The following is a 26,116-nucleotide window of genomic DNA, read 5'->3' on the forward strand; positions in this document are numbered from 1 at the left end:
CCGGCTGACGTCGGCGGGCCGCTGGATCCTTGACACCGCCACCGAAGAGTTCCCCTCGACGCTCGGCGCCGGAGAATGCACGCTGCACCGCCTAGTGGAAATGGTACGGCAAAAGTGTCCCCTATCTGTCGATTCCGCGCTCGGCCGCGCGGATCAGATCCACCGCCTTCTCCGCAATAGCGATCACGGGTGCGTTTGTGTTGCCACCCACCAGCGTCGGCATGATCGACGCATCGACCACCCGCAGTCCGTGCAAGCCACATACGCGCAAACTCGAATCGACCACTGCGGCTTTGTCGCTTCCCATGCGGCAGGTGCCGGCCGGGTGATAAACCGAGTCTACGCGCTCGCGCAGCACGGCGCGGATCTGCTCGTCACTCTCGACTCCGGAGGTAAAGAGATCGCTACAGCGCCATTGCGCCAATGCCGGTGCGTCCATCAGCCGACGCGTCAGCTTGAAAGCGGCAACCAATGTGTCCAGATCGTCGGGGTGCGACAGAAACGCGGGATCGATGCGGGGCGGTTGCAAAGGATCGCCGCTATACAAGCCCACGCGCCCACGGCTCGCGGGCCGCAGCAGGCAGACATGGCAGGAGTAGCCATGCGACACATGCAACTTGCGGCCATGATCGTCGCCGATGCTAACGAGAAAGTGCAATTGCACATCGGGCGCCGCCAAGTCGGGGTTGGTCTTGAGGAATCCTCCAGCCTCGGCATAGTTGCTGGTGATGGGGCCGCGCCGCTCGCGGCGATAACGGGCCACGCCGCGTGCGATGCGCAGCAGGCCGCTGGGCATGAGACTCATCAGGTCGGGATGGCGCCGCGCGCGGTAGCTGAAAATGAAATCCGGATGATCCTGCAGGTTCTCGCCGACACCCGGCAGATCGTGCAGCACCGGAATACCGCACGCACGCAATTGCTCGCCCGGACCGACGCCAGACAACATCAGCAACTGCGGCGACTGAAAGGCACCCGCGCAGAGGAGCACTTCGCGGCGCGCCCGCAGGGTGTACCGCCGGCCGCTCTGCAGGCATTCCACGCCCACCGCTCGCCTACCCTCGAACACGATGCGCAGTACCTGCGCGCCGTTGCGCACATGCAAGTTGCCGCGGATGCCGAGATGGGGTAGCAAATACGCGCGTGCGGCACTGCAACGCTCGCCGTTCTTCTGCGTCACCTGAAACGGGCCAACCCCTTCCTGCTCAGCGCCGTTGAAGTCGTCATTCAGCGGCACGCCGCATTGCACGGCCGCTTCGAGGAAGTACTGGGGAAAGGGGTTGTCGGTACGCAACCGAGCTACGTTCAGCGGGCCACCCTGACCATGGAAAGCGTCGTCAAACTGTTCGTTGTGCTCGCTGCGCCGAAAATATGGCAGCAGCTCGTCGTAGGACCAGCCAGGGTTGCCCAGTGAAGCCCAATGGTCGTAATCAGAGCGATGGCCACGCGTATAGATCATTCCGTTGATGGCTGAACTGCCGCCCAGCGCCTTGCCCCGTGGCTGGTAACCACGCCGTCCGTTCAGGCCGGGCTGCGGCACGGTCTTGAATGCGTAGTTGCAAAGCCGCGTCGGCAACATCGCCACCAGCGCCGCCGGCGTGTTGATGATCCAGCCATCGCCGCGGCCGCCTGCCTCCAGCAGCACCACATTGACGGTGGCGTCTTCACTCAGGCGGCCCGCCAGTACGCAGCCAGCCGAGCCACCGCCCACCACGATGTAATCGAACGCGTCCCCATCCATCCCTGGTCCTCTCGACGCTACCGGCATGACAACGGTTAAAGCGCCCGCGAGATCACTTCCTTCATGATCTCGCTGGTGCCCCCGTAGATGCGCTGTACCCGCGCGTCGGCGTACATGCGGGCGATGAGGTATTCGTTCATATAGCCATAGCCGCCGAACAATTGCAGGCATTCGTCGACCACCCTGCCTTGCATCTCGGAGGCCCACAGCTTGGCCATCGAAGCGGTGGCGGTATCCAGCGTGCCGGCCACCAATTGTTCGACACAGCGATCGACGAAGGTCCGGCCGACCTTGAGCTGGGTTGCAAGCTCCGCGAGCTTGAAACGCGTGTTCTGCAATTCGGCGATCGGCTTGCCGAAAGCTTTACGCTCTCGCGTGTACTGCAGCGCGGCCTCGAAAGCGCCTTCGGCACCGGCCTGCGCAAGCACCGCGATGGTGAGCCGCTCGTATGGCAGGTCACTCATGAGTTGATAGAAGCCCTGACCCTCCCGGCTGCCCAGCAGGTTGGATACAGGCACCCGAACATCGTCGAAGAATAGTTCCGACGTGTCCTGTGCCTTAAGCCCGAGCTTGTCGAGCACGCGGCCTACACGGTAGCCCTCGCAGTCTTGCGTCTCGACGATGAGAATCGAGGTGCCGCGCGCGGCCTGAGCCGGATCGGTTTTGGCCACCACCAGCACCACGCCGGCAAGCAACCCGTTAGTAATGAAGGTCTTGGAGCCGTTGATGACATAGACGTCGCCGCATCTCTCAGCGCGAGTGCGCACAGCTTGCAGGTCGGAGCCAGCGCCGGGCTCGGTCATCGCGATGGCGCCGACCAGCTCGCCGCTGGCCATGCGCGGCAGCAGGCGGCGCTTTTGTTCGTCAGTACCGTGGTTGAGCAGGTAGTGCGCAACGATGCTATGCACCGAGCTCCCCATGCCCGTGAGACCGCGGCGCGCCATCTCCTCGCAGAACACTGCCTCATGACGGAAATCGCCACCGGCACCGCCCCACTCCTCGGGAATGTCAGCGCACAGAAAACCCAGCTCGCCAGCCTTGCGCCACAGCGCGTGCCCGACATTGCCGTGGCGACGCGCAGCCTCGTCGGCAGGGATCATCTCGGTTTCGATGAATCGAGCGACCGAATCACGGTAAAGGTCGATGTCTTCATCGGCCCACAAACGACGGAAATCCACGGTTATGTCCTCAGTTGATGCGCCTCGCGCGACCGGCCCAGAACGACTCGCGCAGGATGAACTTCTGCAGCTTGCCGGCCGGCGACAACGGCAGCTCGCTGCGGAACTCGATACTGCGCGGGCATTTGTAGCTGGCAATGAGACCGCGACAATGCGTGATCACGCTATGTTCGTCGAGCTCGGCGTCCGGACGCAGCACGATCACCGCATGCACGCGCTCGCCCCATTGATCGTCGGGCACGCCGATCACGGCACACATCGAAACCTGCGGCAGTTGTGCGATTGCATTCTCGACCTCGGCCGAATAGACGTTCTCACCGCCGGTGACAATCATGTCCTTCAGGCGGTCGACCACATAGAGATACCCTTCGGCGTCCATGTAGCCGCCGTCCCCGGTATGCATCCAGCCGTCCCTCAGCGCGAGCGCGGTCTCCTCGGGCTTGTTCCAGTAACCTTGCATCACCATCGGCCCGCGTGCGCTGATCTCGCCCACCTCACCGGGCGGCAGCACGCGGCCTTCCGTATCCACGATACGCACCTCAGCGATCGGCACTGGCCGGCCGGCAGAACGCAGGCGCCTGGCCTGGTCAGGACCAGGCAGGTGGTCGGCGGGCAGCAGCACCGAAATGGTCGGGGCCAATTCCGTCATGCCATAAGCCTGGCAGAACTCGGCCCGGGGCAGTGCCTTCATGGCCTGCGCCAGCAGTGCGGCGTCGATGGGCGCTGCGCCGTAGAGCATCATTTGCAGGCTACTCAAATCGAACTCCGCAAAGCGCGCATGCTCGATGAGTCGCTTGATCATCGTCGGCACCATGAAGGTCTCGGTGACACGCTCGTCCTGGATAGACTGCAGGATGGTCGGCTCGTCGAACATCGGTATCACCACCTGCGTCATCAAGCGCTGCATCATCTGCAGCGAAAGCCCGCAGCCGGCGACATGGAAGAACGGCGCGACCACCAACCCCACCTTTTTGCCGCTTGGCCGCGGCACCGCCGCCACTGCACTCAGCGCATTGATGTAGAGGTTGGCGTGCGAGAGCATCACGCCCTTGGGCATACCGGTGGTGCCGCCGGTGTACATCACCGCCGCGAGCTCATCGCCACCGTGCGATGCGTCGTCCATGGGTTCGGACTCGGCCACGATCTGTTCGTAACCGACCATGCCGTCGGGTACCTCGTCGTCGCCGCAGTACACCAGCGTCCGTAGCGATTGGGATAGCTCGCGCAACGCACCGGCCTGGGCCGAGAAGAACTTGTCGACCAGTAGGATTCGCGTATCGCAGTCGTCCAGCGAGTAAGCCACCTCCTTGGCGCTCCATCGAATGTTGACCGGATTGACGGCACCGCCACCCCACCACACTCCATACAAGTACTCGACGTAGCGGGCCGAGTTAAGGCTCAACATGCCCACTCGGTCACCCGGCCGCATGCCGAGATTGCGCAATGCCGCGGCCAGCCGCGTCGCACGTTCGGTGAACTGGCGAAAGGTGACGCGCTGCGCGCCGCAAACCACGGCGGCCGCCTCCGGGCACTCTCGCAGCGCCTTGTGCAGGGATTGGGTGAGATACATCTTTGTTGCCTCCTAGTCTTGCCTACCCTTTTTCTTTACTCGGTTGCTCGCGCCCGCGAAGCGGCTCCCCTCCATCCTCCATGCGCGATCCGGACACCGCCCCATCGGTACGCCGAAAGCGCCGCGCCGACGCATCATCTGTCAGACCACCCGGCGATCATGGTCTCGCCAATACGGCTCGCGTAGTGTGTGCTTCATGACCTTGCCGGCCCCGGAGACAGGCAAGGCATCGACAAACTCGATGCTGCGCGGACATTTGTAGCCAGCGATGACCGAACGACAGTGCGCCTGCAGTTCCGCGGCTTCCACCCATGCATCCTGTTTTCTCACCACCACTGCATGTACCGCCTCCCCCCACTCGACACTGGGAACACCGATTACCGCCACGGCAGCCACTGCGCAATGCCCTGCCAGCGCATTCTCCACTTCGGCGCAGTACACGTTCTCGCCGCCGCTGACGATCATGTCCTTGAGGCGGTCGACGATCGTGATAAAGCCCTGCTCATCCATGCGCGCCGCATCGCCGGTATGCAGCCAGCCCGTCCGCAACACCTCTGCGGTAAGCCCGGCCTGGTTCCAGTAGCCCTGCATCGCACAGGGACTGCGCACGACAACCTCGCCGACCTGACCGCGCGGCACGTCGCGGCCGTGCGCGTCAACGATGCGCACGTCCACGCCGGCCAGTGCTCGCCCGGCCGTAGTCAGCTTGCCGAGCTTGCGGCCCTCGGGCGTGTGATATGTGCTGGTGAGATAGCTCACCCCGGCCGACAGCTCGGTCATCCCGTATCCCTGCACGAATTCGGCCTCGGGAAGCAGCGCGAACGCGCGATCGAGCAATGCTTCCGAAATGGGAGATGCGCCGTAGCCGACCCAGCGCACGCTGGCCAGATCGGCAGCGTGAATGCTCGGATGGTCGACCAGCATTTGCAACATGGTCGGCACCAGCATCAGATGGCTGACGCGCTGCGTCTTAACCGCCTGCAACACGCCATCGGGTGTGAAGGTGGGCAGGAACACCTGGCGGCAGGCGCTCATCAGCCCACGCAGCGCGAACGACAATCCGGCCAGATGGAACAACGGCGCGCTGTGCAGCAGCGACTCGCCGCCCGTAAACGGCACGGCCAGTAGCGAGATGAGTGAATTCGTGACGAGCGCCTCGTGGCTCAACATCACGCCTTTGGGCCGCCCGGTGGTGCCGCCCGTGTAGAACACGCCCGCGAGATCGCCGCCGTTGCGCAGCGCGTCGGCCATGGGGCGCGCGTCAAGCAGGAGATCGTCCAGCCGCAGCGCGCCTTCCGGCACGCTTTGCTCGCCGAAATGCACCAACGCGCATAGAGCGCTCGACGTGCCGCGGATCGTCGCGCACGACGGTGCGAACGCATCGTCGACGAACAGCACGCGGGTGTCGCAATCGTCCAGTGAGTCGACAATCTCGGCCACGCTCCAGCGCGTGTTCACGGGGTTTACCACGCCGCCAGCCCACCAGATCGCGAGCAGGAGCTCGAAGTAGCGATCGCTATTGAGAGCCAGCAGTCCGACACGCTCACCGCTACGCACGCCCAACGCATGCAGTACACCGGCCAGATGCGCGACTCGTTCATACAGTTGCCGGTAAGTCTGGCGCCGTGCGGCGAAACAAGTGGCTTCATCGTCCGAATGCTGCTGCAACGCACGGTGAAGGGCCTGGGTGAGGTGCAGCTTCATCCCCGCACCACCTCCAATGTCTGAAGCACGCACGCCATCATCTTGCCGCCCACGCCTCTCAGCCCTTCGATCGGACCTGCCATCGCTTATCTCTCCCTGTACGGCGCGGTGCCGCGTCGCACCTTGATCTTGCGCTATCGTGGGATCGCCGGCATCGTCGAAAGCGACGAAATCCGATCAGGCCGCCACTGCCCTGTTCAACACGGCCGGCACGCTTGCGCGTCCCGATTCAATCAAACCTTGAGCATGAATTTGACCAGCGCGGCGGAACGCGCACCGTATGGCGGCGAAAGCAGACGGCGGCCGTTCAAACGCGGCTGCACCAGAATCGGCTTCATCTTTGAAAAGGTCACAAATCCGTCGTAACCGTGGTAAGCGCCCATGCCGCTTTGCCCGACACCGCCGAACGGCAGCGACCCGCACGCTGCATGCATCAGCGTCTCGTTCACCGACACACCGCCCGAAATAGTTTCACGCATCACACGATCAATGATGCGCTGCGACTCGTCGAACAAGTACAGTGCGAGCGGACGCGGATGCGCATTGACATACGCAATCGCATCTTCCAGCCTGTCATAGGGAACGAGCGGCAGCAGCGGCCCGAATATTTCCTCCTGCATCACGGCTGCGTGATCTGGCACACTCGTCAAGATGGTCGGCGTGAAGCGACGCGGCACCTGGGTTTTCGTACCGTCTGCCAGCGGATGGAGTTGCGCACCGGCATTCTGCGCCTCGTTGGCGAGTTGCTGAAGACGGGCGAAATGGCGATCGGAAATGATCGAAGTGAAGTCACGATTGTTTGCGAAGTCCGGATACAACCTGGCAACGACGGCACTCGCTTGCTCGATGAATGCACGTTCCTGCCCATTCGGCAACAGCACATAGTCGGGCGCAACGCACGTCTGGCCGGCATTGAGCAGCTTGCCGCTCATGATCGAATCGACGGCCGCGTCGAATCGCGCGCCAGGGCCAATGATCGCTGGCGACTTGCCGCCGAGTTCGAGTGTGACCGGCGTGAGATTGTCGGCCGCCGCATGCAATATATGACAGCCCACATTCGTTGACCCGGTAAATACCAAATGATCGAACGGCAAGCTTGAGAACACTGCTCCGATGCCCGCATCGCCATTCACCACGGCCACGTGATCGCGTGCAAAAGTCTTGGCGATCAGCGTCTCGAACAGTGCCGAAAAGCGCGGTGTCAATTCGGACAACTTGAGCATCACCCTGTTACCTGCGGCAAGCGCGCCGATCAGCGGCGTCACGCCGAGCAGCAACGGATAGTTCCACGGCGCGATGATGCCGATTACGCCGAGCGGCTGCGGCATCAACCACGCCTTGGCCGGGAGCATCCATTTGTTCATCGGGCGCTTGCGCGCCTTCATCCACCGCTTGCCATGCTTGAGCGCATCGTTGATCTCCTCCTTCGACAACCAGAACTCTGACATCTGGATTTCCAGCTTCGCGCGATGGCCAAAGTCCGCATGAATGGCTTCGGCGATAGCGTCCTGGTTGTCGAGCAGCATCGCGCGCAACAGGCGCAAGTGCTCGGCACGCTCGCGCCATTCCGGGTAAGGCGCCCGTTGGTAGGCAGCCCGTTGCTCCTGCAAAAGCGAAACGGGCGTTGCGAACTCATGCGGCTCATTCTTCATGTCGACTCCTCGGCAAATGCGTGACCGGCTATCAGGCGGGCATGTTGTAATCAGTCCAAAGCAGCCGCCAGCTCCGGCACCACGATATTCAGGTCGCCCACCAAACCATAATCCGCCACTTGGAATATCGGCGCCTCCGGGTCTTTGTTGATCGCCACGATCACCTTGGAATCCTTCATACCGGCCAAGTGCTGGATCGCGCCCGAGATGCCCACGGCGATGTACAGTTGCGGCGCGACGATCTTGCCGGTCTGGCCAACCTGATAGTCGTTTGGTACGAAACCGGCATCCACGGCGGCACGCGAAGCGCCGAGCGCCGCCCCCAGCTTATCGGCAAGCGGTGTCAGCACCTTGGCGTAGTTCTCGCCCGAACCCAGGCCGCGACCGCCCGACACGACAGTCTTTGCAGCGGTCAGCTCCGGGCGATCGCTTCTGGTCACTTCACGAGCGACGAATTGCGAAATGCCGGCATCGGCCACCGGCGTCAGACTCTCGATAGCGGCCGAACCGCCGGTGGCGGCGGCCGGATCGAATGCCGTGCCACGCACGGTGATCACCTTCACCTTGTCATCCGACTGCACCGTGGCGATCACGTTGCCGGCATAGATCGGACGCTCGAAGGTATCCGGGCTACAGATCTTGGTGATGTCGGAGATTTGCGCAACGTTCAACCTTGCGGCCACACGCGGTAGGATATTCTTGCCATAGGCGGTGGCGGGCGCCAGGATATGGCTGTAGCCGCCGACAACGGCAAGCGTCTGTTCGGCAACGTTCTCGGCCAAGCCATCTGCAAAATGGGATGCATCGGCCACCAACACTCTGGTCACGCCCGCGATGCGCGCAGCGGCTTGCGCCGCCGCGCCGCAATCTGCGCCGGCCACCAGCACATGGACGTCGCCGCCGCATTGCAGCGCAGCCGTCACGACGCTCAGCGTCCCGGCCTTGATGGTTTGATGGGTGTGTTCAGCAATAACGAGCGCGGTCATCTTGATCTGCCTGTTCAGTGTGCTTCGGAGGATATGCGTGTCGTGGATGACCGCCTATAGCACCTTGGCTTCCGTCTTGAGCTTGGCCACCAACGTGGCCACGTCCGGCACCTTCACGCCAACGCCGCGCCCGAGCGGCTCGGCAAGCTTGAGTGTTTTCAGATGCGGCGCCACGTCCACGCCCAAGTCTTCCGGCTTGATCGTTTCCAGCGGCTTCTTTTTTGCCCTCATGATGTTCGGCAGCGTCACGTAACGCGGCTCGTTCAGGCGCAAGTCGGTCGTGACCACGGCCGGCAGCTTGACCGACAACGTCTCCAGACCGCCGTCCACTTCCCGCGTCACCGAGGCCCGGCCGTCGGCAATCTGCACCTTGGAGGCAAACGTGGCTTGCGGCAAACCCGCCAGCGCGGCCAGCATCTGGCCTGTTTGATTGGCGTCGTCGTCGATCGACTGCTTACCCACGATGATCAGTTGCGGCCGCTCCTTGTCGACCAGTGCCCTAAGCAGTCTGGCCACGGCGAGCGGTTGCAGATCCTCGTCAGTCTCGATCAGGACGCCGCGATCGGTGCCGATGGCCATGGCGGTACGCAACGTTTCCTGACACTGCGAAACGCCGCACGAGACGGCGATCACCTCGTCCGCCACGCCTGCTTCTCGAAGGCGGACCGCCTCCTCCACGGCGATCTCGTCGAATGGGTTCATGCTCATTTTGACGCCGGAAAGATCGACACCGCTGCCGTCCGACTTCACGCGAACCTTCACATTGAAGTCGACAACGCGCTTGACCGCGACTAGTACTTTCATGTCCGTTCCAATAAGAATCCCCAATAAGGCGTTCGCCGGGCCTCAGCGCTCGCCATCGATCACCAGCGCCGCAGCCGTTGCCTGATGCGACCGGCGTCCCAACCCTGTCAATGCCGCCAGCGCCGGAATCAGCACCACCGCGCCCACCATGTTCCATAAGAACATGAAGGTCAGCAGCAGCCCCATGTCAGCCTGGAACTTGATGTCGGAAAAAATCCACGTCAGCACGCCGACCGCCAGCGTGACGCCGGTAAAAGCGATCGCGAGACCGGTTGTCTTCATTGTCTCGAAGTAGGCCTCTCGTAACGGCAGGCCCTGCGCCAGAAATAGCTCAAGCCGGTTGTACAGGTAAATACCGTAGTCCACGCCGATGCCCACGCCCAACGCGATGACCGGCAGCGTGGCCACCTTTACACCGAGCCCCATCAGAGTCATCACGGCCTCGCACAGGATCGACGTAATCACGAGCGGTATGAGCAGGCACAACATCACGCGCACCGAGCGGAACTCCAACAGCAACAACGTTGCGACGATGCCGTACACCAGCAACAACATGGGTCGCCAGGCTTGTTCGACCACCGAGTTGGTGGCCGCCTCGATGCCGGCATTGCCTGCAGCCAACAGGATCTTGGCATGGATGTCGGGGTGCCGCGCGTTGAATGATTCGACCGTGCGCACCACCGCCTTCAACGTCGTTGCCTTATGGTCATCCAGGTACGCGATGACGGGCAGCATCGAGCAGTCGTTGTTGTAGAACGCGGCCGGAATACCCTTATGCGCAGCATTCGAGATGTAGCGGTTGCGCGTGACCGTGGCCCACTTCAGGTTACCGCCATAGGTGCCGGCGATGATCTGCTTCATCCAATCGAAAAGCGACAACGTGCCTTGCACGCCGGGCGTCTCCTCGAGCGCCCACTGCAACCTCGACACCACCGCAGCGCTCGGATAGGCGCCGCACGCATCGGGCGGCGTGGTGACCATCACGACGAAGACATCGGCACTGGTAGCGTAGTGTCGGGTGAAGAAAGCGACGTCGCGGTTATATACAGAGTTTGGCCGAAGCTCGGGGGCCCCGGGGTCCAGATCGCCGACCTGCAGTTGACGACTCAGCGTGAGGCCGCCCGCCGCCATCATGGCGGCCAGTCCCACGACCAACCAGGCACGTCGCGGTTGCGCGAGCGTCGAAATCGCATGTGCCAGCCGATGCCGCCCCTGCGCGCGGCGCTGCGCCGCGCGCAGACCGGCGCGCGAAATGCCGGCATACGACATCGCAACCGGCAGCAGGAACATCTTGGTGAAGATGATCACCGCCACACCGATACTGGCGCTAATGGCCAGTTCCCGGATCACTCCGATATCGATTGTCAGCAAGGTGGAAAAACCCACCACGTCGCATAGCAGCGCCACGGTGCCCGGCACGAACAGCAGGCAGAAGGTGGCACGGGCCGCCGCCATCTTGCCGGCCCCCTGAACGGTTTCGCTCGCGAAGGTATTGATGTTCTGCACCGCATGCGACACGCCGATCGCGAAAGTAAGAAAAGGCACGAGGATCGAATACGGATCGAGGCCGAACCCGAGCGCATGCATCAAACCCAGATGCCACACCACCGCTAACAGACAGCAAGCGATGGTCGCCAGCGTGCTGCGCCAGCAGCGCGAATAGGCCCACAGTAGCAACGTGGTTAGTACCACGGTGACCAGGAAAAACATTCCGATCGAGGCGGTGCCCTGGATCAGTTGACCAACCAATTCGGCGAAGCCGACGATATGGATGCGAACGCCTTTGCGCTCGTACTTGGCTCGCAGTTGCTTTTCGAGCCGCTGCGAGAAACGCTGATAGTCCAGCTTCTGTCCAGTATCCGGATCGTTTTCGAGCAGCGGCGCCACAATCACACTGGACCGATGATCGTTGGCCACCAGGCTGCCGACCAGCCCGGCCTTGGCGACGTTCTCGCGTACGATATCCGCATCGCGCTTGGCGCCCAGGCTGCCATAGTCGGACGGAACGACCTTACCCGAACGTAGTCCATCCTCCGCAGCCTCGAACCAAAGCGTGTTCGGTGTCCATAGCGAGCGCAAGTTGCCGCGATCGATGCCGGGGATGTAGAACACCTCGTCGGTAATCTCGCGCAGAACTTCGAGATAGCGGGAGTTGTAGATGTCGCCGTCGGTCGCCTCCACCGCGATGCGAATGGTGTTGCCCAGTGGCCTGAGTTCGTTCTCGAAGCGCAGGCTGTTCAAGATGAACGGGTGGTGGGACGGCACCATCTTGCGAAAACTCGCATCAGGCTGCAACAACGTGGCCTGCCACAGCAGCACCGCCGAAGCCAGCGCAAAAAACATCAGCCACAACGGCCGATGATCGAATAACATCCGCGCCGCGAAAGCCTCGATACGCGCAGTCCAGCCGGGTTTTTTTGGGGGGGGCTGCACCGTCGTCATTGTTGGCTTCCTTGCGACGCTAGCGGGTGGATGCGGACCCCGCCCAGTCCTACCGTCACGGCTGATAGTTTGGCACTCGCGCCGATCAGGGCGAGGCCGCTAAGACGACGCTGCGACAGGCGCGCGCCGACAGGACGGAACGCTTGAGCTTGGTCGCTACTGGTCAGCAGTTGCCCCTCCTCGTCGACCAATAACGGGATGCCGTCGCTGCGCACGACACCGGCAACGAGAGTTTTGTCGGTGCCGCTACGCACCGCCGTCCAGCGCTGGCCGCCATCGACCGAGCGGAATGCATGGCCCTTGAAGCCGTAGGCCAACAGCACGGAGCCGGGCAGCGCAAGCACACCGTATAGGTAGCCGTTGTAGCCGGTATGGCCGCGCGACCAAGTATGACCCCGGTCACGCGAACGGAACACAACACCGGCTTCTGCGGCGATCAGCACGTCGCCGTCGGAGGTCAGCGTAATACCGTTAAGGTGCAGGCCCTCGCCGTTATCGAGCCGGTCACCGATATAGTCCCAATGCCGTCCGCCATCCCCGGTTTCGAACAACTGGCCAAACGCACCGACGGCAAAACCGTTCGCGGCATCGAAAAACCGCACACCCAGCAGAGGGCGCGACGGCCCCGCCGCAATCGACTGCTCGGCGGAAGCGACGGCATCCTCGGCCTGCTCGCGCCGTTTCTCGTCGACATTCGGTACAGCACGCAGCCGCTCAAGCGACGCGCGCGCGGCGGCCAGCATCTGCGCATCTCCCTGCCTGCCGTCGAACTGGCGTTGCCAAGTGGCACCACCGTCCAACGTGGCAAGAATCACGCCGTCATGGCCGACCGCCCAGCCGTTGCGCTCATCCGCAAACGCAACAGCGGTAAGCATCACCGAGGTCGGCGACGGCGACTGCGCCCAACTGACGCCCCAGTCATCGGAATGCACAATGAGGCCCATATCACCAACGGCCACCAGCCGCTTGCCGGCCTGGGTCACGTCGACGAGCAGCTTGCGGGCACCGTTGCGGGTGGCTGGAGCCGGTGTGTCCAGCAAATCGAGCGGCGTCGCCGTCGGTGTGACCGTCTGCCCGAGCGCCCACGCACCACCGGACAGCGCCAGCACAACAAGCAAGGCAGTCTGTGCTACGCGGCCTGCAAAGCGGGTCACGAACGTGCACTCCGAGTTCCGCATGGTTGCCTCAGTTGCCCACGCGACGCAGCGCGTCGGGCGTGAAGGCAGACGGTTTCAGTGCCACATTGAACTGAATCGGCTTCTCTTCGTTGGTGAGATTGCTGGTGACGTAGCGGCGCGCCTGGAGGTCGTACTCCGCGATGCCTGCCACGAAATAAGCCGGCGCATCGTAGTACTGAGCACCATGCACTTCCATCACGCGCCACAGCTCGCCACGGCCGTCGTAGAGGTCGGCATGCACGATCTGCCAGCTATCCTCATCGACGTAGTACACTCGCTTGCCGTAGATATGGCTCTTGCCTTTCTTAAGCGTCGCCTCGACAACCCATACCCGGTGCAACTCGTAGCGCAGCAGATCCGGATTGATGTTGGTGGGCTTAACGATGTCCTTGTACTTGAGGCTCTTGTCGGTAAGCTTGCTGTTGTTGTACGAGACGATCATTTCGCGCTTGCCGACCAGCTTCCAGTCGAAGCGATCGGGCGAGCCGTTGAAACCGTCGTAGTCGTCCACTGTCGACAGGCCGTCAACGCCGGTACGCGGCGTGTCGTAGGCCACCTCCGGCGCCCGCAGCACGCGACGCGAGCCAGGGTTGTAAAGCCATGCGGCGCGTGGCTGCTTCACCTGGTCGATGAAGTCGTGCGCAAGCAAAGCCTCGCCCGCGATCGACGACGGAGCCTCCCATGTGGTGAGGAAGTAGAACAGCACGTTCGGCACGTCCTTCATGCCGTTACCGAAAATGGTTTCCTCATGGCGTCTGACCGGCGTGAAGCTACCGTTGGTATCCACCGGGAATTCCGTCGTATAGCGGATCATCGTGCGGCCGCGATAGCGAAAGGCGTGATTCCAGATCACCTCCACGCCAGTGGTCGGCACCGGAAAAGGCACGGTGCTGCTTTCCACGCCGGTGACTGAATTGCCTTCGTTGGCGATATCAATCGTGCCGGCTTCGGCCTTGACGGCGTTGTAGACACTTTCCGGATAAGCCGCCGAGCGCCGCGTCGGATAAACCTTGATCTGGTAGCTCGGATAGCGCTTGAGCAACGCGAGCTGGCCGGGGGCGAGCTTGTCCTTGTACTGGCCGGCGTTCGCGGCAGTAATCGTGTAAAGCGGCTTATCGGCGGCAAAGGGATCGGTCAATCCCTTGGCTGGATCGAACCCCGCAGGGGGTTTGGCGATACCGCCATCCCAGGCGGGAATCGTGCCGTCCTTGTTGCCGGCTCGCTCTGCGCCCACGGGTGTAAGTTCTTTGCCGAGACGAGCGATCTGGTCGGCCGGTGTCTTGGCCGCGCCTATCTGCGCCGCCAGTGCCAGCAGCGCGACACTGGCCAAGCGAACGGGGGTAGTGATACGGTACATGGATTCTGTCTCCGGTGTAGAGCGCTCAGAAGCTGGCCGTCAGCACGGCCGCAACGAAGTCGCGATCATGAAAGCTGTCGAAGCGGGCATTGGGATTGAAGTGCGTGTAGCTCAGGTCCAGTGTGTATTTTTTGTTTACCTCGAACTTCACGCCTGGGGTGATGGCATAACGCCCTTGGCTGAAAACGCCGTCGGCCGACCAACCCTTCACGTCTTCCGAGATGAACAAACGCGGCTTGACCACCACGTTCGGAATCAGGTTCGGATACTCGAGTTCGATCATCGCGCGCACGCCCCAGGCGTTGCTGGTGAAATAGCCGTCCTGCGTGCAGTTGCCGGCATTGGTCGCCGCCGCTGGGCAGGCGCCGCCAAAGCTGGCGTGCTGCGCGGCGCCGAACTCGAAGCCTCGCCCGTAGCGTAGGCCGGTGTAGGGATCGCCGATACCGTTCCAACGCTGGTAAGCCGCTTCTGCGACGAAGGAAGCGCTCGCGGCGCCAAGCACGTGGGAAAACACCTTTGTCGTCGAAAGCTGGATCTGCAATTTGTTCTTGCGTTCGTAGCCGGGCATGTCCTTCGCGGCGGTACCGCCAAACACGCCGGCCGCCGGCCCACTGTCAAGCGCCAGACCGAGGAAGCTATCGACCGGGTTCAATTGAACCGGGAAGCCCTTGGTGAAGGACAGCTCAGCGCTGGTCGACCAGCCGCCCAGCACGGTGGACGCGCTTAGCCCCAGCACCTTGATGTTGTTGGCCGAGTAGTCCCAGTAAATCGACGCGTTCTGCGCCATCAGACCCGTGATCGCCGGTGGCAAGCCGTAGACCGAACCAGCCGGATGCTGGATGGCGTCTGGCTGCCCCGCCGCGCGGCGCACAGCAGACAAATTCGGCACTTTGGGAGCGTAGTTGACAAAGTAGGCGCCAAACTCAGTGTCGATCGACTCGACCATATCCTTGAAAGCGATACCGAACTGGCCGCTATTGCTCGGCGTCTTGTCGGGCAGTCTGGAGAACTGATAGTTCGGTATGCCGCCCCAGGCCTGCTGCGAAGGGGACGTGCCGTTGCCGTCCACGAGGATGGAACCTGGCGTGCAGTTCAGCGCAGTGGCCGGGGACCAGTAGGTGCCACAACCGTCGATGGCGCTACGTCGCCACTGGAACTGGTAGAACGCCTCGATCGACTTGCCACCGCCCAGCCCCAGGTTGGCCGAGATCTGTGGCACCGGCAGGATCGCCTCCTTCAGGAGCGTGCCGGGCTGACGCAGCGCGGTCACGTCCAACACTTGATATTGGTTGACGCCCGGGATAAACAAGCTCTCGCCGAAGTTAACCGCATGCTGCCCTACCCGTACCTTCAATTGGGCCGTTTGGCCCAGGTCGAAGCTGCTGTAGGCATAGGCGTCCAGCAGTTCGAAACCCTTGAACTTGGACAGATTCGTGTCGAAGTGACTATCGTCGAGCTTCGTATAGGGCGTGAAGCCGTTGCTGGGCGCGCCGAAGGATACGCTCCCCCTGCTGTAGCGCAAGTCATCCCATACCTTGGCGCGCAGCACCACGCCGGTGCTCCCCTTGTGCACGTCGATGTCGCCCACCACCCGCAACAGATCCGTAAAATTGTTGCCCTTGCCGAAGTTGTTGTCGGTGGATTGCGTCGACGCGGAAGCCCGCCCACCGTTACCGATGCCGATCAGATCCGGATCGGGGTTCTTCATGCGCCAGCCACTGGTGTATGACGCAGTGAGCGACCACAGGCCCTCGATACCGTTGCCGAAGTCGATGGTGCCCGCATGCGCGGCATGCATCCCTCCCCAAGCGAGGTATACCAGCGCCGCCAAGCGAGAAAGTCGCGCGACCGGGAATCTCGCGGTGCGACGCAGCGGCGGCGTCACGATCTTCGACATGTTCATGTTGTCTCCCTGTATCTTCGATGTTCTGCACGACATCTCAAAATCCTTTTTACGTGGCTGGCTTTGCGGTCCCTTCGGCACACGCATCCGCCCCGACGGATGTTGGATAATTTACAAATAAATACGGCAATCAACATCGTCACTTTCGACGATTCGAAACCAGATAATTCGACGCAAAATGGCGCATCGGATTCGTCGTTTCCGACGGCCCGTGCGCGCATGAACATTCAAAGCATCCTTTTGAGAATGCCGTCTCGCTCGATGAAGTGATGCTTGAGCGCAGCACCGATATGGAGCACGACGAGTATGAACAGTCCGTAGCAAGCATTCTTGTGGAAGAAGTACCAGTGGTTGGTAACGGAGCCTTTGGAGAACGGCGTTGCAACATGAAAAAGCCCGAAGAACCAATAACCGTCGGGCACCATCAGGATGCCGCTCATGAGCACAAAACCCGTTATTGCGTAAATGAGCGAATGGACGATACGCGCGATCGCTTGCTGCGTTCGTCGAATCGTGGTGACTGGCGCGACTGGCGGGCGAAAGAACGACCAGATATAGCGAACGGGGAACAGCGGGACGAGACAAGTCGCGAGCGACATGTTCAGCGTTGAGACGAAGCGCCGTATCACCAGGTTCTCGATTAAATGTAGCGAGAACCCGGTGATCATCGTGTACAGAATGATCGCTGCGAAGATCCAGTGCAGTGCGCGAGTTAAGCCGTCATACCGGCCGGCGGGAGAATCGGGATCGGGGTTCCGAGTGCGCCGGCCATCGTTGCGAAGCATGTTGAACGAGCCCACGGCCTCGACATCGCCTCCTAGATCGGTGGTGTCCGTCTGCCTGGCATGCAACCTGCCCCAGGTGATATACCTCTGCGCCGACAGGAGCGAAAGCCGCCTAACAAAGAATCCGGCCGCGCGGCATGATGCCGACGCCACAGCGGTCTTCGTCGCGCCCATGTTGTCTCCTGTTTGTTCGCTGTTCCGAACGGACACCTCAGAACCTATTACCTGTCCTGATGGCGGCACGACTCTTGGGGCCGTATCCACCACAACAGATAGTCAGTAATGTAATGAAACGCGGGCAACGCACAACATCGTCACTTTCGACGATTCCAGATGGCGCGCCGAATTCGCCGAATTCGTCGTTTTCGACGGTGCGCCGCCGCGGCGGGCTCTTCAAAATGCCGAGGCATGAACGCCCATTCAACGCCACGATCGAACAAGCCCTCCCTGCCCCCAAGCACGGCGGCACAGCTCGCACGCGACGACATTTGCAAGCGCATCGCCCGCACCGCGCCGGTCAAGCTGATACTCGTGTGCGCGCCGGCGGGATACGGCAAGACCAGCACGATGGCCCAGGTACGTGAGCAGTTCGAAACCAACGGCATCGATACCGCTTGGCTCACGCTCGACGCCGCCGACAACGACACATCGCGCTTCATTGCCCGCCTTGCGGCAGCGATGACGAAGATCGCCTGCGATCACGTACCGCATGGCGCCCCTATTGAGTTGCTGCGCCGCTTGTCGACGCACGACGCGCCCTATGCGATCTTTCTGGACGACTTCGAGCGCATCCAGGAACCGGTTGTCCTCGGACTGGTACGTGAGTTGATCGAGCAGCTGCCCCGCGAAGGACGCCTCGTCATCGGCACACGCAGTCAACCTGATCTGAGCCTTTCCCGCCTGCGCGCGCACGGTCAGCTGTTGGACATCGATATCGAGGATCTACGCCTGTCACTATCCGATACCGAGCGCTATTTCGCGTTGCACCCGCAACTGCAGCTTGCCTCGCAAGCAGTTCAGCAGTTGCATCGCAAGACCGAAGGCTGGGTGGCCGCACTATCGTTGGCAGCAACGGCTCTGCAACGGCAATTGCACACCGATGAGTTCATCGAGCGCTTTTCGGGTTCGTATTGCCCGATTGCGACCTATCTCGCCGAAGCCGTGTTCTGGCAGCAGAACGATGCCACGCGCCGTTTCCTGCTGCGCACGAGCATCCTGCGGAAGCTCGAGGTTCCGTTGTGCGACGAACTGGTGCCGGACTGCAATAGCCTTCTCATGCTTGAAAGCCTGGAGGCCGACAATCTGTTTGTCACGCCACTGCCGGGTCTGGAAGACAAGGATCGAGCCTGGCGCTACCACAGCCTGTTCAACGACTTCCTGCGCGCCCGCCTGGCCGATGAACAACCGGAGCAGGTCGCCAGGCTGCATCTGGCGGCCTCCGGCTGGTACGAAGCCAGAGGCCGGATGGTTAACGCCATCGATCACGCAATCGATGGCGGCGACCTAGCACACGCCACGTCGCTGCTGGTGCGGCACGTCGAATCGTTCATCGAGCAGGGACGCTTACGCTTGCTCGCCCGCTGGCTGACCGCCTTGCCCGACCATCTCATCGCCAACGAACCGCTGCTGCTGGTGGCCGCCATCTGGGCCGATTGCTTCTCCCACGGGCCTGCGCAGGCGCTGGCTCGGCTTGAGGCGAGCGCCTGCGAGCGCAGCGCCGTGCCGGCTGTACAGGACCATGCGGCGGCGCTCCGGCCACTACTGCTGGCCATGATGGACCGCTTCGACGAAGCGCTCGCAGCAGGGCGGCATAGCCTGCGGCAGGCGCGCAACAGCGCCGATGAGCACGGTTTTGCCACGATTCTGCTTACCAACACCATGGCCTGCATCCATGCGCTAGTCGATGAACCAGCACAGTCGCACCGGCTGCTCGATGTGGCGCACCAGGCCTCGCAAGGCGATCGCTTGACGACTCGCTTCACCGAATCGATGCAAGGCATTCTCGATCTGCGCGAGGGCCGCGTTCGCCAAGCCGCTGCGCGCTTTCGCATGGCCGCCGGCGAAGCCCATGGCACGGGCTACAATCACGCTCACGGCAACGCCTGGGCTGGCGTGCTGTATGCCAGCACCGTCTATGAGAGCGGCCAGCTCGATCAGGCGCTACGCCTGCTCAATGTCTACAGCCCGCTGGTGCGCGACATCGCGCTGCCCGACCACGTCATCATCAGTCACACGCTGCGTTCGCGCATCGCCTTCCAGCAAGGCGATGTCGATGGGGCGAAACAGGTGCTCGCCGAACTCGAGTGCCTGGGCCATCAACGCGAGTTGCCGCGCCTGGTGATCACCGCGCGATTGGAGCATGCGCGCCTCTTGTTGATGCAAGGTCATGGGCTGGCTGCCCGCGAAACGCTGGAGCGCGCGGACAGTCCTGCCCTGTGGGAACGTGTGCGCACGCTGTGCCTGCCCTGGCACGATGTCGACGATCTGGCGATTGGCCAGCTGCGCTGGGAGATCGCCTTCGGCAACGCCGCCGCCGCTTTGCCCAAACTGGCCGCCGAGATAGCCGCCGCCACGCAATCGGCACGCCGCCGGCGCGCGCTCAAGCTACGCGTGCTGCAAGCCTTGGCACAGCATCGCTGCACCGACATTGCCAGTGCATTGCAAACCGGGCAAGCCGTATTGCACGAGGCCTGCACCGACGGTTTCGTGCGGCTGGTGCTCGACGAAGGAGCAGCGTTAGTGCCACTGCTCCAGCGTCTGTACAGGGATTTGCAGGAGCAGTCGGGTCGTGGCGATCCGATTTTCGGCGACTATCTGCTGCGGCTGCTGCATGGTCTGGGTGTCTCCGCGTCGCAACATGAAGCAGCTGATACCGACAGCGACCTGAGCGGCGGTAACCTCACACGGCAGGAGGTACGTATCCTGCATCTGCTTGCCGAAGGCTATTCGAACGGTGCAATGGCCGAGAAACTAAACATTTCCGACAGTACGGTGCGCACCCATCTGCGCAGCATCAATCTCAAGCTCGATGTCCACAACCGTATACAAGCGGTGGCGGCGGCAAGGCGGCGGGCGGTGATTCAGTGACCGGCCTGCTCCCGTTGACGTCGAGATCATCTTCAACTCAAGCTCAACTCAAGCGTCGAACGCTTGCGCAACACGGTCCACACGCCTCAGATGATGCTCGAGCGAACCGAACAACTGCTCGATCTGCGTCGCACGGCGGAAATAATGCCCTACCGCCAGCTCCTCGGTCATTCCCATGCCGCCGTGGATCTGCACAGCGCCCTGTCCGACGATGCGGCAAGCGCGGTTCACGCAGACCTTGGCCGACGACACCGCGCTCATGCGCTCGGCGGGCGGCGCGTCCAGCGCCGCCACCGAAGCCGCCGTTAGCGCGCGAACTTGTTCCAGCGCCATGTACATGTCGGCCATGCGATGCTGCAGCACCTGAAAACTTGCGATCGGCACACCGAACTGACGGCGCTGCTTCGCATAATCCACCGTGTCATGGAGCAGCCGGGACAGCACGCCGCACGCTTCGGCGCACACGGCGAGCGTCGCTTCGTCCAGCACCTGTTCGAGCAAAGGCAGCGCTGCGCCCGGCTCGCCCAGCAATTGGTCGGCTCGCACCGGCACTTCGTTGAATACGAGCTCGCTGGCACGGCCGCCGTCGAGTGTACGGTAAACACGACGGCTGATGCCGGGCACGTCGGCCGGCAGACACAAGAGCGACACGCCCAGCGGATCGTAAGGTGCTCCCGCGCTACGCGCGGTAATCAGCAGCTCGGTGGCCCAGGGCGCGCTGTGCACGACAGCCTTCCGGCCGCTCAGCAACCAGCCGCCGCCGACCGGCTTCAGCCGAGTCTGGATGTCCGCAAGGTCGTAGCGCCCCTGCGGCTCAGTGGCGGCGAAGGCAATCACTGCGTCGCCGTCTATTACGCGGCCCAGCAGGCTATGCGCTTGCGCGCCCGGCACACGCCTGAGCAGACCGCCGCCGATCACGACGGTGGAAAGATAGGGTTCGGCCGCCAAGTGGCGGCCCAGCGTCTCCATGATGACGAGGTTGTCGCGCATGTCGCCGCCCAAGCCGCCTTGCGCTTCACTGAACGAGGCGCCGAACAAGCCCAACTTGTGTGCAAATGCACGCCACAGCGGCGGCTGGTCTTCGGCGGCGGCCAGCGTGCGGGCCCGCAGTTCGATATCGTATTGCTCAGTCAGGAAGCGCTCGAGACTGTCGCGCAGCATGGCCTGAGTCTCGGTAAGCTCGAAAGCTGAGTTGTCGCAGTTCATGGCGTCCGGGTCCTCAAACGTGCTCAGTCGTCTAGCAGGCGCGCAGCGATCAGGTTGCGCTGCACTTCATTGGTCCCAGCATAAATGGAAGCCGCGCGGTCGTTCAGATAGGCCGACATGCTGAACACCGACTCCTCAGGGATGGCCAGCGCGCCACCCGCATCGCATAGCTCCATCGGCACGCGAGCGCCCGCGTAGTGCGCTGCGATCTCCACGCCAAGCTCGGTAATGCGCTGACGTGTTTCGGTGCCCAGCACCTTCCCCACCGAAGGGCGGATGCCCGGAGGCTCGCCGCGCGTATGCGCTTGCAGCGCGCGCATTTCCAACGCTTGCACGGCGTCGATGCGGCATTGGACGTCGGCCAACTTGAGTTCGATGTCACGGCGCTCTGCGCTTGCGGACGGCTGCTGCGCGAAGGCCTGCTCCACGAAGCGGCGCAGCCGGCGCAAGCGCGCCCGCAGCATCGGTGCCCACGCACTACCGCGCTCGTGCTGCAGCAAGTACTTGGCGATGCTCCAACCCTGATTCTCCTCGCCGATTAAGCCCGAAACCGGCACACGCACATCGTCGAAGAACACCTGATTCAGTTCGTGGTCGCCTGAGATGCTGATGATCGGCCGCACTGTAATGCCAGGCTGCTGGAGGTCGAAGCACAGGAAGCTGATGCCCTGCTGTGGCTTGCTCGTCTGCGCTGTGCGGACCAGGCAGAACATCCGGTTGGCATATTGCGCGTGAGTGGTCCAAATCTTGGTTCCGTTGATGACGTACTCGTCGCCGTCGCGCACCGCCTTGCAATGCAGCGACGCCAGATCGGAACCGGACTGCGGCTCGGAATAGCCCTGCGCCCAATAGTCCTCGCCTGAGCGGATGCCGGGCAGCCAGCCTTGCTGCTGCTGCGGGCTGCCATAGGCAATGATTACCGGCCCGACCATGTTCGTGCCCATGGGAGCGAGCGGCGGCGCATCGGCTTCGGCCAGCTCGCTGGCGAAGATGTAGTGCTGTAGCGGTGTCCAGCCGGTGCCGCCGTGCTCCACCGGCCACTGCGGCACGCTCCAGCCACGCCCCGCGAGAATGCGGTGCCAGCGTATGCCCGCAGGATAGTCGGCAAAGATACCCGAACAGCGGCGCCCCGCCGAGCGCAGATCGTCTGTCAGCGCGCTGGCCAAAAAGCGACGCACCTCGTCGCGGAAAGCGGCATCCGTTTCGTTCAGCACCATGCCTGTTACCCCTTTGGGAATGTCGCCCAGTATCGCAGAGAACAGTTCCGCCTTGGATCGTCAGATTCGACGAATTACCGAGGCCGGGCACGTCCTCTCGCTCATTATTTTGGAAGGCTGCACGCAGTGCTGAATGTAGTGCGAGAGGCGGGTGTCGCTCCTTCAGCGCGGGTGATTCGCGGACATCGTTTCAACTAATATGGGCGCGATGGAGCGCGCCATCGCGCTTTCGGCGCCATTGGAAGATTGATGGGTATCAAGACAACGCCCGTCGATGTAACCGAATACCTCGACACGCCCGAGGCGCAGGCCGAATATCTGCAGGCCTCGTTCGAGACTGGCGATTCCGCCGACATTCACGAAGCTACCTGCACCATGGCGCGCGCGTGGTATGACGCAGATCGCGGGCGACGCGGGGAGCGGGCGCGAAAGCCTCTACAAAGCGCTTGATGAGCACGGCGACCCAGATTTCGCGACGATTCCGCGCGTTGTTCGTGCGCTCGGTCTCACTCTAACCGTAACGCCAGCTCACACGGGCACGCCTGACGTCACGTCGCCCAGATTTTTGCGCTGTGCCGCGGGCTGGCGGGCGGTGGTTGCCGCGACCGCCCGCCAGGCCGCGACCAATGCGTTATCCAGTTTACGCAAAACGCAAACAAATCGGAACAATCCTGCCAGCGCATATCCCGCGCTTCGCTGGATTGCCCCAATGACCACACCTACGCACCTTCAGCCACAATCGCTATCGGCGTGGTCGGTGCATTTTTCTTGGTTCTGTCGCAATAAGGACGGAGAATTGGAGGCGGCGAGTGGACCGACCCGGCTCATGAAACCAGGGAATAGAATTGCTGTGCTGCGGACAAACGAGTCCCCTTGGGGAAATTCATCTGTCCCTTGGCGACCATGTGCATGGTCTCAATGCCACCCACGATGATGCGTGCGCATCGAAAACTCTGGAACCCGAGCATGGACCTCGTTCGTCGTTTAATCGCCCGGTGATCCTGCTCGATCATGTTGTTCAGATACTTGCGCTGACGGATCTTGATCGGCGTCTCGCGCTGCGCGTTCACGGCATGCAGGGCTGCCAGGTTAGCCCCGCTCTTGTCGACGGTCACGGTGTCGGGCGCGCCGTTGCTGGCGATCGCTTTCTCGAAGTAGCGCCAGGTAGCAACCTTGTCACGACGGGCTCGCAACAGGAAGTCGACGGTGTTGCCGGCCTTGTCCACCGCGCGATAGAGGTACGTCCATTTGCCTCGCACCTTGAGGTAGGTTTCATCCATGCGCCAGCTTTTGCCGACCGGGCGCCTGTGGCGGCGAAATGCCTTCTCGAACAGCGGCAGCAGCTTGATGACCCAGCGGTGCACGGTGGAGTGATCGACCTCCAGGCCGCGCTCTGCCATCATTTCTTCGAGGTTGCGCAGACTCAGCGAATAGGCCACGTACCAGCGCACGCACAGCAGGATCACGTCCAGCGGATAGTGCAGGCGCTTGAGCACCCTGGCGATTCCTACGGGCAGGTTCTTTCGCGGTATCTTCGCAGCAAGGCGCATCGGTGAGGGCTCAGTTCTTCGAAGTCGACCATTCTACTGGCCCCCCACTAATGCGACAGAACCCAATCGGAAGCGACCACGCCGGAGCAGCGGGACTTGCTGGATCACCTGACGGCGCGCGCGGATCAACTTTCGGCGCTGCACGAGCGGATTTTGCGTTGGTTAAGAGGGTCGGCCGGGCCTCTAATTGAGCTGCGTACCGAGCACGCCGTCAGTGTTGCTCTGTCGCGACCAGGCAGGCTCCTGCTAAACATCCTCGTATTCTTGGTCGTCGACGATGAAACGCCTACCGGCCGGCAATCGAAGATACTTGACGACGATCGGCAGTATTTGCTGAAGATGCTCCGTGTGTACTGGCTGATAGAAGTCGTCGGCGTCCGAGTACGCGCCACAATGAAAGCATCCCCCGGTGGTGCTTGGCCTCGAAAGGCATTCTCTTTCTAAAATGGCTGATTGAGCCCAGATTGCATCCGAAGCGATCCGCGCATTTCCGTTCATAGCGGGTAAGTCTTGGCGGAAGACCTACATGCTTATATGAATTCAACGCTGTTGGGCCTCCAACTCGCGGCGGGATGATAGTGCTGCCCACGCATCCTCACGCATGAAGCGATTCACCGACATTACCGCGCCCTCGCCTCTCACCGTGTGGAACCATCCCGCTGGCAAAACGAGCAACTCACTGGGATGCAATTCACACTCGATCGATTTTGCCTGCTGTGCGAGCGGAAATTTCGCCAGATCCGGCCGAAATGGATCGAATCTCGCAATCTGAAACATATTGAAGCAGGCACCTGGATATAGGTATTCTGCGTCGTCCGGTCGGTATAGCACAAATCTCTTTGAGCCTATTACCTGACCAATAAAAGCATGTAAGAAATCACGATGCAAGCGGGTGTACGCGTTACAAGCCCGACGCCCCATCCACAACTGTGGTCGGGTAAAACATTTTCGACTCAGCAACGGGAGTTCAAATATTTCATGCATGGGTCCGGGCAATGCACACCCACCACTGTAGACGTCGGACGCGTCGTCATCCAAAGTGGCTTCGATCAGCGCCCCCAAGGTTGATAGGCCTAGTGTGACGCCAAGAATATCGGCATCCAGTCCTGCAAGCGGCAGGTCACCAAACCTTTGTCGGAGTTCGTTGAATGTCGTCCGCCAGCCGGAGGCCTTGAGCATCGTCGTTAGAATCACCGGCGTCCCTATATGCAATATCTGCATTAATTGTCTTGAATCAACGGCCGCCATTCGATGCACCTCAGTTTCGGGCAACGCCAGATTTGTCGCCTGCGAAGTCAGATTGCGCAAGCGGGTTCGGCCGCTATCCGCTTCCGGCTGCGCAGCATGAGCGATGAGAGAAACCAGGGCGCGATTCCCTGATACCCTGATAGCATCTTCCAAGGCTGCGTATGGCTGCTCGATCAACATCCGAAATACTGCGGCGGACATTTCGACCACTGCGTCCGGCGCTTCGCACATACCGTCAAAAAATCTGATGCTTTCCGAAATCTCCGCATAAAACTTTCCCTCGGCTTCATCGAATACGATGAATTGCACGATGCCATCTTGATATCCAGGAAAAAAATTACGACTGATATGTTGACAAAGAGTTGACTTTATATTGCAAAATAGTTCCATTTGCATTGAGGCTTCTTAAATATATGAAGCGCTGGCCGCGCAGAATTTCCAAAGATCAGCATGCGCAGCACAAGCGCTTCAAATTAAACCTGTGAGAACGATGGTCAATCGGGATGAGCAT

The 26,116-nt window shown here is 61.7% G+C and carries 20 protein-coding genes; 3 read left to right on the plus strand and 17 right to left on the minus strand.

Going from position 1 to position 26,116, the window contains the following annotated elements:
* Positions 1–121: 121 nt before the first annotated feature.
* The 12 genes from AQ611_RS09935 to AQ611_RS09990 all read right to left on the minus strand — a co-directional run bounded on the left by AQ611_RS09935 (position 122) and on the right by AQ611_RS09990 (position 17,471).
* Entirely contained in the window at positions 122–1,738 is a 1,617-nt protein-coding gene (locus tag AQ611_RS09935) for a GMC family oxidoreductase (protein WP_069234394.1), read from the minus strand.
* Between the two features lie 35 nt (positions 1,739–1,773).
* A complete protein-coding gene (locus AQ611_RS09940) occupies positions 1,774–2,916 on the minus strand; it encodes an acyl-CoA dehydrogenase family protein (protein WP_374755086.1) in 1,143 nt (380 codons plus the stop codon).
* Positions 2,917–2,926: 10 nt separating this feature from the next.
* The gene (locus AQ611_RS09945) at positions 2,927–4,486 is read right to left on the minus strand and encodes a long-chain-fatty-acid--CoA ligase (RefSeq protein WP_069234395.1); all 1,560 of its coding nucleotides are present in this window, start codon (positions 4,484–4,486) and stop codon (positions 2,927–2,929) included.
* 141 nt (positions 4,487–4,627) lie between these two features.
* Positions 4,628–6,190 carry a class I adenylate-forming enzyme family protein gene (locus AQ611_RS09950; RefSeq protein WP_308410713.1) on the minus strand — a complete coding sequence of 521 codons (1,563 nt, stop codon included), beginning with the start codon at positions 6,188–6,190 and terminating at the stop codon, positions 4,628–4,630.
* A gap of 233 nt (positions 6,191–6,423) precedes the next feature.
* Entirely contained in the window at positions 6,424–7,842 is a 1,419-nt protein-coding gene (locus AQ611_RS09955; protein WP_069234396.1) for a coniferyl aldehyde dehydrogenase, read from the minus strand.
* 50 nt (positions 7,843–7,892) lie between these two features.
* A complete protein-coding gene (locus tag AQ611_RS09960; protein ID WP_069234397.1) occupies positions 7,893–8,828 on the minus strand; it encodes an electron transfer flavoprotein subunit alpha/FixB family protein in 936 nt (311 codons plus the stop codon).
* A 54-nt stretch (positions 8,829–8,882) separates the two neighbouring features.
* Complete coding sequence (locus AQ611_RS09965) at positions 8,883–9,632, minus strand: electron transfer flavoprotein subunit beta/FixA family protein (RefSeq protein ID WP_069234398.1); 750 nt, start codon at positions 9,630–9,632, stop codon at positions 8,883–8,885.
* Positions 9,633–9,674: 42 nt separating this feature from the next.
* On the minus strand, positions 9,675–12,074 hold the full coding sequence (locus AQ611_RS09970; protein ID WP_069234399.1) for an efflux RND transporter permease subunit: 2,400 nt from the start codon (positions 12,072–12,074) through the stop codon (positions 9,675–9,677).
* On the minus strand, positions 12,071–13,228 hold the full coding sequence (locus AQ611_RS09975; protein ID WP_197517113.1) for a WD40/YVTN/BNR-like repeat-containing protein: 1,158 nt from the start codon (positions 13,226–13,228) through the stop codon (positions 12,071–12,073). Before AQ611_RS09975 ends, AQ611_RS09970 begins: the two co-directional genes overlap by 4 nt.
* A 31-nt stretch (positions 13,229–13,259) precedes the next feature.
* Positions 13,260–14,609: a DUF1329 domain-containing protein gene (locus AQ611_RS09980; protein ID WP_069234401.1), complete on the minus strand. Its 1,350-nt coding sequence runs from the start codon at positions 14,607–14,609 to the stop codon at positions 13,260–13,262.
* Between the two features lie 25 nt (positions 14,610–14,634).
* Complete coding sequence (locus AQ611_RS09985; RefSeq protein WP_069234402.1) at positions 14,635–16,512, minus strand: DUF1302 domain-containing protein; 1,878 nt, start codon at positions 16,510–16,512, stop codon at positions 14,635–14,637.
* Between the two features lie 227 nt (positions 16,513–16,739).
* Positions 16,740–17,471 carry a cytochrome b gene (locus tag AQ611_RS09990; RefSeq protein WP_231935799.1) on the minus strand — a complete coding sequence of 244 codons (732 nt, stop codon included), beginning with the start codon at positions 17,469–17,471 and terminating at the stop codon, positions 16,740–16,742.
* Between the two features lie 234 nt (positions 17,472–17,705).
* Here AQ611_RS09990 and AQ611_RS09995 point away from each other — a divergent pair, with 234 nt between their 5' ends.
* Complete coding sequence (locus AQ611_RS09995) at positions 17,706–20,384, plus strand: winged helix-turn-helix domain-containing protein (protein ID WP_069234403.1); 2,679 nt, start codon at positions 17,706–17,708, stop codon at positions 20,382–20,384.
* Between the two features lie 48 nt (positions 20,385–20,432).
* Here AQ611_RS09995 and AQ611_RS10000 read toward each other — a convergent pair whose 3' ends face one another.
* On the minus strand, positions 20,433–21,590 hold the full coding sequence (locus AQ611_RS10000; RefSeq protein ID WP_069234404.1) for an acyl-CoA dehydrogenase family protein: 1,158 nt from the start codon (positions 21,588–21,590) through the stop codon (positions 20,433–20,435).
* Between the two features lie 23 nt (positions 21,591–21,613).
* Entirely contained in the window at positions 21,614–22,807 is a 1,194-nt protein-coding gene (locus tag AQ611_RS10005; RefSeq protein WP_069234405.1) for an acyl-CoA dehydrogenase family protein, read from the minus strand.
* A 249-nt stretch (positions 22,808–23,056) separates the two neighbouring features.
* Here AQ611_RS10005 and AQ611_RS10010 point away from each other — a divergent pair, with 249 nt between their 5' ends.
* Both AQ611_RS10010 and AQ611_RS26645 read left to right on the plus strand, forming a co-directional pair.
* The gene (locus AQ611_RS10010; RefSeq protein WP_308410715.1) at positions 23,057–23,257 is read left to right on the plus strand and encodes a helix-turn-helix domain-containing transcriptional regulator; all 201 of its coding nucleotides are present in this window, start codon (positions 23,057–23,059) and stop codon (positions 23,255–23,257) included.
* The gene (locus tag AQ611_RS26645) at positions 23,199–23,741 is read left to right on the plus strand and encodes a helix-turn-helix domain-containing protein (RefSeq protein ID WP_308410712.1); all 543 of its coding nucleotides are present in this window, start codon (positions 23,199–23,201) and stop codon (positions 23,739–23,741) included. The genes AQ611_RS10010 and AQ611_RS26645 overlap by 59 nt, the downstream gene beginning before the upstream one ends.
* Here the strand turns inward: AQ611_RS26645 and AQ611_RS10015 are convergent.
* From AQ611_RS10015 to AQ611_RS10025, 3 genes are all read right to left on the minus strand, one after another.
* Positions 23,632–24,357, minus strand: a complete 726-nt coding sequence (locus tag AQ611_RS10015; protein ID WP_069234406.1) for an IS6 family transposase — start codon at positions 24,355–24,357, stop codon at positions 23,632–23,634. The genes AQ611_RS26645 and AQ611_RS10015 overlap by 110 nt on opposite strands.
* A 246-nt stretch (positions 24,358–24,603) precedes the next feature.
* On the minus strand, positions 24,604–24,855 hold the full coding sequence (locus tag AQ611_RS26725; protein ID WP_425248301.1) for an immunity protein Imm33 domain-containing protein: 252 nt from the start codon (positions 24,853–24,855) through the stop codon (positions 24,604–24,606).
* A gap of 42 nt (positions 24,856–24,897) precedes the next feature.
* Positions 24,898–26,001, minus strand: a complete 1,104-nt coding sequence (locus AQ611_RS10025) for a cupin-like domain-containing protein (protein ID WP_231935801.1) — start codon at positions 25,999–26,001, stop codon at positions 24,898–24,900.
* Between the last annotated feature and the right edge of the window lie 115 nt (positions 26,002–26,116).

The organism is Burkholderia singularis, from assembly GCF_001718875.1.
Taxonomy (GTDB): Bacteria; Pseudomonadota; Gammaproteobacteria; order Burkholderiales; family Burkholderiaceae; genus Burkholderia; species Burkholderia singularis.

Excerpts from the sequence above, each read along its gene's own strand:
- AQ611_RS09980 (WP_069234401.1), bottom strand. The coding sequence starts at position 14,609 with ATGTACCGTATCACTACCCCCGTTCGCTTGGCCAGTGTCGCGCTGCTG.
- AQ611_RS09995 (WP_069234403.1), top strand. The coding sequence starts at position 17,706 with ATGAACGCCCATTCAACGCCACGATCGAACAAGCCCTCCCTGCCCCCA.
- AQ611_RS09950 (WP_308410713.1), bottom strand. The coding sequence starts at position 6,190 with ATGAAGCTGCACCTCACCCAGGCCCTTCACCGTGCGTTGCAGCAGCAT.
- AQ611_RS10025 (WP_231935801.1), bottom strand. The coding sequence starts at position 26,001 with ATGCAAATGGAACTATTTTGCAATATAAAGTCAACTCTTTGTCAACAT.
- AQ611_RS26725 (WP_425248301.1), bottom strand. The coding sequence starts at position 24,855 with ATGAACGGAAATGCGCGGATCGCTTCGGATGCAATCTGGGCTCAATCA.
- AQ611_RS09970 (WP_069234399.1), bottom strand. The coding sequence starts at position 12,074 with ATGACGACGGTGCAGCCCCCCCCAAAAAAACCCGGCTGGACTGCGCGT.
- AQ611_RS09990 (WP_231935799.1), bottom strand. The coding sequence starts at position 17,471 with ATGGGCGCGACGAAGACCGCTGTGGCGTCGGCATCATGCCGCGCGGCC.
- AQ611_RS09960 (WP_069234397.1), bottom strand. The coding sequence starts at position 8,828 with ATGACCGCGCTCGTTATTGCTGAACACACCCATCAAACCATCAAGGCC.
- AQ611_RS09955 (WP_069234396.1), bottom strand. The coding sequence starts at position 7,842 with ATGAAGAATGAGCCGCATGAGTTCGCAACGCCCGTTTCGCTTTTGCAG.
- AQ611_RS09945 (WP_069234395.1), bottom strand. The coding sequence starts at position 4,486 with ATGTATCTCACCCAATCCCTGCACAAGGCGCTGCGAGAGTGCCCGGAG.
- AQ611_RS09985 (WP_069234402.1), bottom strand. The coding sequence starts at position 16,512 with ATGAACATGTCGAAGATCGTGACGCCGCCGCTGCGTCGCACCGCGAGA.
- AQ611_RS10010 (WP_308410715.1), top strand. The coding sequence starts at position 23,057 with ATGGGTATCAAGACAACGCCCGTCGATGTAACCGAATACCTCGACACG.
- AQ611_RS26645 (WP_308410712.1), top strand. The coding sequence starts at position 23,199 with ATGACGCAGATCGCGGGCGACGCGGGGAGCGGGCGCGAAAGCCTCTAC.
- AQ611_RS10005 (WP_069234405.1), bottom strand. The coding sequence starts at position 22,807 with ATGGTGCTGAACGAAACGGATGCCGCTTTCCGCGACGAGGTGCGTCGC.
- AQ611_RS10000 (WP_069234404.1), bottom strand. The coding sequence starts at position 21,590 with ATGAACTGCGACAACTCAGCTTTCGAGCTTACCGAGACTCAGGCCATG.
- AQ611_RS09935 (WP_069234394.1), bottom strand. The coding sequence starts at position 1,738 with ATGGATGGGGACGCGTTCGATTACATCGTGGTGGGCGGTGGCTCGGCT.
- AQ611_RS09965 (WP_069234398.1), bottom strand. The coding sequence starts at position 9,632 with ATGAAAGTACTAGTCGCGGTCAAGCGCGTTGTCGACTTCAATGTGAAG.
- AQ611_RS10015 (WP_069234406.1), bottom strand. The coding sequence starts at position 24,357 with ATGCGCCTTGCTGCGAAGATACCGCGAAAGAACCTGCCCGTAGGAATC.